Source organism: Microcoleus sp. B6-A1 (assembly GCF_036705085.1).
Lineage (GTDB): Bacteria > Cyanobacteriota > Cyanobacteriia > Cyanobacteriales > Microcoleaceae > Microcoleus.
Genome location: NZ_JAUBTU010000200.1, coordinates 1 through 1,225, shown reverse-complemented (window position 1 = coordinate 1,225; position 1,225 = coordinate 1). Strand labels below are relative to the sequence as shown.

The 1,225-nt window shown below is 39.4% G+C and carries 1 protein-coding gene; it reads left to right on the top strand.

The window, feature by feature from the left end; all coding sequences use genetic code 11:
* Positions 1-115: 115 nt before the first annotated feature.
* A protein-coding gene (locus tag QUB11_RS31180) for an ISKra4 family transposase (RefSeq protein ID WP_333201424.1) occupies positions 116-1,191 on the top strand; the annotation gives its coding sequence in 2 pieces (ribosomal slippage) (positions 116-269 and positions 269-1,191; 1,077 coding nt in all).
* Positions 1,192-1,225 lie beyond the last annotated feature (34 nt).

The following is a 1,225-nucleotide window of genomic DNA, read 5'->3' as shown; positions in this document are numbered from 1 at the left end:
GGGAGCGTGTCACTTTTGCGATGAGTATAAATACTCGTGAACCCCACCATGACTTTTTTACCCATCATCAGTATAATGGCGATAATTATCATCTCTTCCCACTGCATATATAATCATGACACCTGAACAACAACAGACAATTAAAACACACCTAGATGCTATTTCTGCCATACTTTATGATGATTATAATCCTGATTCCTTGCAGACATTAGAAGATATTGAACTCGCAGTGAGAGACCAAGTTTTGACTCATGTGACACCACATATCGGCTTTTTTTTATCTGCTCAGCTAGCGGTACAAAAGCCGGAAGAATCAAGACCTTAAAAAGTACCCTAGGTAATTTAAGTATCACCGAGAAGCAAGCAGCTAAACTAGGCTGCGGTAGTGCTAGCAGGTTGAGTCCACATTTAGAAAACTGTTGCTTAAGACTGAGTGCCAATGTTGCTTATAAGCATGCAGCCCAAGATATTAAGTATCTAACGGGAGTGACTGTTCCGGCTAAAACACAACTCATATTAGTACATTATCAAGACTTCAGCGAACCGATATCAACAGAAGATATTTCGGAGCTAAGTGCAGATGGTGGAAAAGTACGACTGAGGGCACCTCAAGGAGAAAAGTCTGAATGGAAAGACTATAAAGCAATTGTGTCGGAAGCTGGTATGATGGCTAGTTTCAATCAAAATGATATCCTCGTTAATTGGGCAAATAAACAACCGTTAGCAAAACCTGTAACTTGCGTAGGTGATGGACATGATGGAGTGTGGAATATATTTAAGGAAATCAGTAGTCAACAGGACAGAAGAGAAATTCTCGATTGGTATCATCTGAATCAAAATCTTCAGAAAGTAGGTGGTTCAATGAAGCGAATTAAGCAAGCAGAAGCATATTTGTGGCAAGGGAATGTAGAGAATGCGGTAGCTCTATTTACAAAGCTCAAGAAAAAATCAGCAGTGAATTTTTGCAAATATTTAGAAAAGCATAAACAAAGGATTATCAACTATGAAGTTTGCTCAAGGGATGGCATCTGTTCAATTGGTTCAGGAGCGGTAGAATCAGGGATTAAGCAAATAGCCAGACGAATTAAAATATCAGGAGCTAGTTGGAAATCAGAACATGTGGGACAAGTATTAGCTCATCGTTGTGCTTACTTAAACGGCTTAATTGGTAATCAGGGAAAACCTGCCTAAGTATAATTGCTCACTGCAAAAGTGACATGCTCCC